This window comes from Sphingobacterium sp. T2, from assembly GCF_000814685.1.
Classification (GTDB): domain Bacteria; phylum Bacteroidota; class Bacteroidia; order Sphingobacteriales; family Sphingobacteriaceae; genus Sphingobacterium; species Sphingobacterium thermophilum.
Window position 1 is genome coordinate 1 of the sequence record NZ_JXAC01000097.1, and the last position, 5,671, is coordinate 5,671.

The window sequence follows — 5,671 nt, forward strand, 5'->3', positions numbered from 1 at the left end:
GTTGGATTGGAGTTCCCGTCCTAAAACCTGGCTCCATTCGATGCTTACGDATAATAGGGAAATCTTGGTTTTTACCCATAGTGTGTGGATCTTGACCGTGTAGCATAACACCGCTATTGCGCCATGCCCATCCTTCTCCTCCGGGTGCTTGTTCTCCCACAAAGCGATATTCTATCCGTAAAATGTAATAGGAATAGGGAGTTTTATATGCTAGATGACCATACCTATAATTAAACTGGTCATACTGGTCGTAGCGTACTTTCAACAATCCGTCTTCCACACGGAATGTGTTGCCGAAATTGTCTCCCGCTTCATAGTGTCTTATCTTAGGAATCCAATTTTTCAAATCCTTACCGTTGAACAGCTGGATGGGCTTGATATTTTCCTCCTTAGGGGAGCGCATTGCTGTAGAAGAAAACAGTAATGAAGCTACTGCCAAAGAGCAATAAAGAAATAGAGGTTTGAAATTCATAATACGGTTTATAATAAGGTATGTTGATGTTTTACATAGTCGCTAGGCCTTACACCTATAACTTTGTTGAAAGTATTGCTAAAGGTAGGCAGGCTGCTGTATCCCACTTTCAAGGCCACCTCGTTCACACTTAGCTTCTCATCCAACAGCAGCTTTAGTGCCGTAAGCATACGTAAGATAGTATAGTATTGGATGAATGACATGTTTAATTCCTTTTGGAATAACCTTGCTAGTGTGCGCTCACTTACGTCAAAACGGCTGGCCAAGGCTTTGAAACTTATATTTTCAGAGATATTCTCTTCGAGAAATTTTACAATTTCCTTCAGCTTTGGATGCTGCGGATAAGGTAGAGCCAATGGAAGCTCGTTCTGTGACAGCTCCGGAAGTATGAGTTTGAAAGCTTTCGCAATGGAATATTTAGGTTCTTCCACCGGAAATATGTTACCATTCCAACGATTGGTAAACATGATAAGCTCGATCAATAAATCATTTACCGGATAAATATTGATTTTATCGAAAAACTCTGTATCCGTTTCATATTTAGGAAAATAGAGATTACGCATTATTACATGAGAAGAACTTGGGTGGATACTATGTTTCACGCCGGCAGGAATCCAAATATAATGTCTTGCTGGCAGAAAGTAAGACTTGTCTTCAGTCTTTAAGAATACTACACCACCTTCAGTATATAGAAACTGACCCTTCTTATGAACATGCTCGCCGATATAGCTATCTCCCATCATAGCGTGATGACAATAGATGCTGTCCTCAAAAGCGTCAACTTCGGTCATGTAATATTTATTAACGTATTCCTTTTCCATATTTATAAATTTATACCAAAGTTCAAGTTTTTCGTATTAAATACCAAAAAGTAAGTGTTTAATCACTTTGTTGTGACTAAAATTCGATAAGAAAGGACTAAATTATTTTTAGTCTTATTTCGTAAATATATGTATTACAGAGTGTTAAGCTTCTAATGAAAATAATTTTTAATCATGATGTTTTTATAAGTTTTTGATTGTTAGTGTATTGTGAAAAAATGAGAAATGAATGATAAGTAAGTGGCAATAAAAGATAAAAATCGCATATTTTTAATGTTTAATATTGTAAGGTCAATTGGAAATAAGAAGGATAGAAATCTTAAATATAATCAATTAAGATGAGTTATAGTAGAATACGACTAGAATCTCTCCGTGATAAGGTGATGAGTGCTGAGGAAGCTGCTTCCCTGATTAAAGACGGAATGGTAGTGGGATCTAGTGGATTTACAAAGGCGGGAGACAGTAAAGAGGTTCTTCCTGCATTGGCCGAACGGGCTAAAAAAGAAAATATAAAAATCAACGTTGATGACCGGCGCCTCTTTGGGTCACGGTACGGATGGAAAGTTGGCTGAAGCAGGAGCGTTGAGGAAGCGTATGCCTTTTCAGGTAGACCGAACTTTGAGAAATAAGATAAACGAAGGGGAGGTGTTGTTTATTGACCAACACCTAAGTGAAGCTGCTGAATTGTTGCACAACAAAAACCTTCCTCCTGTAGATATAGCCGTGCTAGAGGTCACCTATATAGATAGGGACGGTAGCATTGTTCCTACCACGTCCGTAGGTAATTCGTTGACTTTTGCCAATCTTGCTAAGCAGGTGATATTGGAGGTCAATACTTCTATTCCAGAGGAATTTTACGGACTTCATGATATTTATCAGGCAGAAGATTATCCGCACCGTAATGTCATACCTATTGTAGCACCTTGGAATAAGATAGGGAGGAAAACCATCCCTCTGAACCCCGAAAAGGTAGTAGCTATAGTGTTTACGAACAAGAGAGATAGTCCTGCAGATATTGCGGCTCCGGACGAGAAAACGACTAAAATTGCAGAGCATATTCTGGAATTTTTCGAAAATGAGGTGCGACTAGGACATTTGACGGAACGCCTGTTGCCTTTGCAGGCCGGTATAGGTAAGGTAGCTAATGCTGTGCTTACCGGTTTCAAGAATAGTAATTTTTATGATCTTACTATGTTTTCGGAGGTATTGCAAGACAGTACTTTCGATCTTATTGATGCCGGGAAGTTGAGCTTTGCTTCGGCCTCCTCTGTCACTGTTTCGGAGGAATGTTACGATAGAGTTTTCAACAACCTGTCCAAATACAGAGACAAATTTGTCTTACGACCACAAAATATTTCCAATACCCCGGGTTGATTCGTCGTTTGGGTGTCATTGCTATCAATACGGCTATAGAGTTTGATATTTATGGTAATGTGAACTCCACACATATTTCGGGGACGAAAATCATGAACGGTATCGGTGGGTCTGGAGATTTCGCTCGAAATGCATATCTAAGTATCTTCGTGACGCAGGCCGCTTCAAAGGGCAATACTATATCGCATGTGCTGCCAATGGTGTCGCATGTAGATCACACCGAACATGATGTAGATATTTTGGTCACAGATATCGGGCTGGCGGATCTTAGAGGCTTGGCTCCACGTGAAAGAGCACAGAAAATTATTGATAACTGTGTCCATCCGGATTATAAGGAAGAGTTACAGTCGTATTTCGATAGAGCGTGCAAACGTGGAGGACATACACCACACCTCTTGGAAGAGGCTTTCAGCTGGCATATTCGTCTTGCTGAAACAGGAAGCATGAAAAAATAAAATTTTACTATGTCTTTATATTATTCCATGTTACCAAAAAAAGTCGCTGTCAAGCGGCTTTTTTGGTGTATTTTCTTCTGCGGACAAGCTGCTGCATGCAGCCTAATAATAATAAGATAAGGAGGGGCGACACTACATTGACAATTTGCCATTTCAGCCTATCGCGCTTTACGATAGCCTGATCCAACAACCGTAATTTCACTTCGCGGTTGCGCAAAGTGATGATATCTTCGTCATTGGTAAGGTAATCAGCGATATTCTCCAACAGAGATTTGTTGGCAAATTGTTTTTCCATGTATCTGTCCCAGCCTAATGGGTAAGGCGACCCATCCTTTGGGTTGATTTGGTTAAGCAGCCAATCTCCGTCGGCAATGACAAACATTTTTGCCGGTTTGGATATGGATTTTAAATCTACAGCGTCTTTAATTTCTTTTGGTGCCGGTCTATTATCGAAAATATAAGGAAAGTGTCCGGAAAGAAGGACAGCAACGGGCTTTTCCTTGTTCTTGAAAAGGTTAGGGTCGGGCAGTTCTTCTACCATCTGCAGAGAGATATTGCCACCTGTTTTGAACGACTTATTGAAAGGAGAAGACTCCAATATAATTTCTTTCTGGATGGAAGGACTGGCAATGGTGTCTATAGAGCCTATGAATTCTGTTTTGATGCCATCCAGATTTTTTATGATAGGATGATTTCTTACCGGCATTAGGATAGGATAAAACAGCCAAGGCGTCAGTTCAATTTGAGGTTGGTTATTTACCTGTCCTACAGTCAGCGGAATTTGCGCACAGTTGAGGTCTGCCACCAAATCGTAATTAAGGCGTGCCCCGTATAGGAACAGCATATCATCCAAGTTAAGCTCTTTACCGATGATCAGTTGTCCTCCAGATTGGCTCATTTGCTTCATATCGGCATTTACTTGATCTATAGCCCAAATGATGGATCCGCCGTGGCGTACATAATAATCCAGCTTGTATTTATCGCTCTCAGAAAATCGGGTCTGCGGTTTTGCGATGACGATAAGTGAAAATTTGAGTATATCTTTTAATTCTAAGGAATCCAGATTTATCCTTCCAACCTGATGGGTAGTGGCGAAGGTTTGCATGGCATCGTAAAGTTCCAAGTCTGAAGGTTCACCATGTCCTTCTGTGAATCCTATATAGGATTGGGCTTCCTTCATGATTTTACGAATAGCGAGATATATGCATATTCAATATTCTGTATGGAGTTGTTTAGTACCTCTTCCGGGCTTATTCCCATGCGCTGCTGAAGGAGGTTTATGTTTATTTCTTTTTCACCTTTGTTTACAATAGCGTATGGGAAGATAAGCTTCTGGGAGAATCCGCTGTTGGTTCTTATACTTAGGTTCGTAGGCTGCAAGCCGCGGTCCAGCAATGCTTCAATCAGCTGACGTTGCTCCTCATCAGACCCCTGTTGCGGATTCATGAGATTAGTTACTTTAATTTTTCCATTGCGAATAATGTTTAATGTCATTGGCCATATCCAATGCTGCCGTCTTAAGACGTTTGAAGCCACTAGGAAGTTCTCCGTCCAAGAAGATGGTGATATGGATGTTGTCGTCAACCTGTTTTAGAATGTCTTTGGTTGTCTGACTTAACGTATAACGTTTGTCTTCCGTAAAATCAATACGTCCTAAAGCTTGTGTTACCACCGGTTGATTTACCAGAAAAAGCGCTATTAAAGTTATGGTATAGGTGGAAAAAGTGGTTTTCCGTTGGCGGAACTTACGACCAAGGTGTCCTATGGAGAAAACAAGAAACAGAAGGATGATGCTGACAAAATAGATGAAATCTTTGCCGCTTAACACTCCACGACTCAACGACTCATAATGTGACTGTATCCCAAAGGAGGAAACAAAATCGTCAAAATCGTAGAATATAGGAAACTTGCTCAGTGCGTCAAACCCATAATAAGCAAAAAAACATAATACTACGGCCACCAAGAAGGCAATAATAGGGGTGTGGGTCAGAGTGGAACTAAAGATGGATATAGCTACAAAAGAAGCCGCCAGCAAAAACAACCCAATAAAAGAACCTATCGTTCCTCCTATATCTATATTTCCTGTCGGAGAGGCAATAAAATATAGGCATACCGGATAGATGAGTGTTGGTAGTAAGGCTAGGAGAGTAATAGTATAACTGCCTAAAAATTTACCTAGCACGATGTCGCTAAAACGGATAGGTTTGCTTAGGAGAAGGTCGAAGGTGCCATTTGCCTTCTCTCCGGCTATGCTCTGCATGGTGATTGCTGGTATAAGCATCAACAGCAGGTAAGGGGTTAGGGAGAAAAAAGAGTCCAGCATGGCATAGCCGCTGTCCAAAATTGAGGAGTCAGGGAATACCCAGATGAGCAATCCGTTGATAAGCAAAAACAGCCCTATAGCTAAATATCCTATAAACGAATTGAAATAACCAGAAATCTCTTTTTTATATATGCTGTATCAATTTTATATTGTTTTAGTAGTTAGACATCATCAGATGTTACAAACTAAAATTAAATTAATTGCTTCAGTTTGATATTGTCTACAG

6 protein-coding genes and 1 pseudogene are annotated in these 5,671 nt (G+C 40.3%); 3 read left to right on the forward strand and 4 right to left on the reverse strand.

What is annotated here, in order from left to right:
* The coding region (locus SD31_RS07450; RefSeq protein WP_156138263.1) for a DUF1080 domain-containing protein at window positions 1-472 on the reverse strand (472 nt) is incomplete at its 3' end.
* Window positions 473-480: 8 nt separating this feature from the next.
* Complete coding sequence (locus tag SD31_RS07455; RefSeq protein ID WP_039053674.1) at window positions 481-1,293, reverse strand: AraC family transcriptional regulator; 813 nt, start codon at window positions 1,291-1,293, stop codon at window positions 481-483.
* A 338-nt stretch (window positions 1,294-1,631) separates the two neighbouring features.
* On the opposite strand from SD31_RS07455, the gene SD31_RS20100 reads away from it, so the two are divergent.
* The 3 genes from SD31_RS20100 to SD31_RS18795 are packed head-to-tail and all read left to right on the forward strand — an operon-like array spanning window position 1,632 to window position 3,122.
* Complete coding sequence (locus tag SD31_RS20100) at window positions 1,632-1,865, forward strand: CoA-transferase (RefSeq protein WP_262506574.1); 234 nt, start codon at window positions 1,632-1,634, stop codon at window positions 1,863-1,865.
* Window positions 1,819-2,667 carry a hypothetical protein gene (locus SD31_RS18790; RefSeq protein ID WP_262506575.1) on the forward strand — a complete coding sequence of 283 codons (849 nt, stop codon included), beginning with the start codon at window positions 1,819-1,821 and terminating at the stop codon, window positions 2,665-2,667. Before SD31_RS20100 ends, SD31_RS18790 begins: the two co-directional genes overlap by 47 nt.
* On the forward strand, window positions 2,664-3,122 hold the full coding sequence (locus SD31_RS18795; protein WP_231561285.1) for an acetyl-CoA hydrolase/transferase C-terminal domain-containing protein: 459 nt from the start codon (window positions 2,664-2,666) through the stop codon (window positions 3,120-3,122). The genes SD31_RS18790 and SD31_RS18795 overlap by 4 nt, the downstream gene beginning before the upstream one ends.
* Window positions 3,123-3,171: 49 nt before the next feature.
* On the opposite strand, the pseudogene gldG reads toward SD31_RS18795, so the two are convergent.
* Both gldG and SD31_RS18810 read right to left on the reverse strand, forming a co-directional pair.
* Window positions 3,172-4,616 (reverse strand): annotated as a pseudogene (gene gldG / locus SD31_RS18800) (gliding motility-associated ABC transporter substrate-binding protein GldG).
* The gene (locus SD31_RS18810) at window positions 4,582-5,511 is read right to left on the reverse strand and encodes a Gldg family protein (RefSeq protein ID WP_231561288.1); all 930 of its coding nucleotides are present in this window, start codon (window positions 5,509-5,511) and stop codon (window positions 4,582-4,584) included. The pseudogene gldG and the gene SD31_RS18810 overlap by 35 nt, the downstream one beginning before the upstream one ends.
* Window positions 5,512-5,671 lie beyond the last annotated feature (160 nt).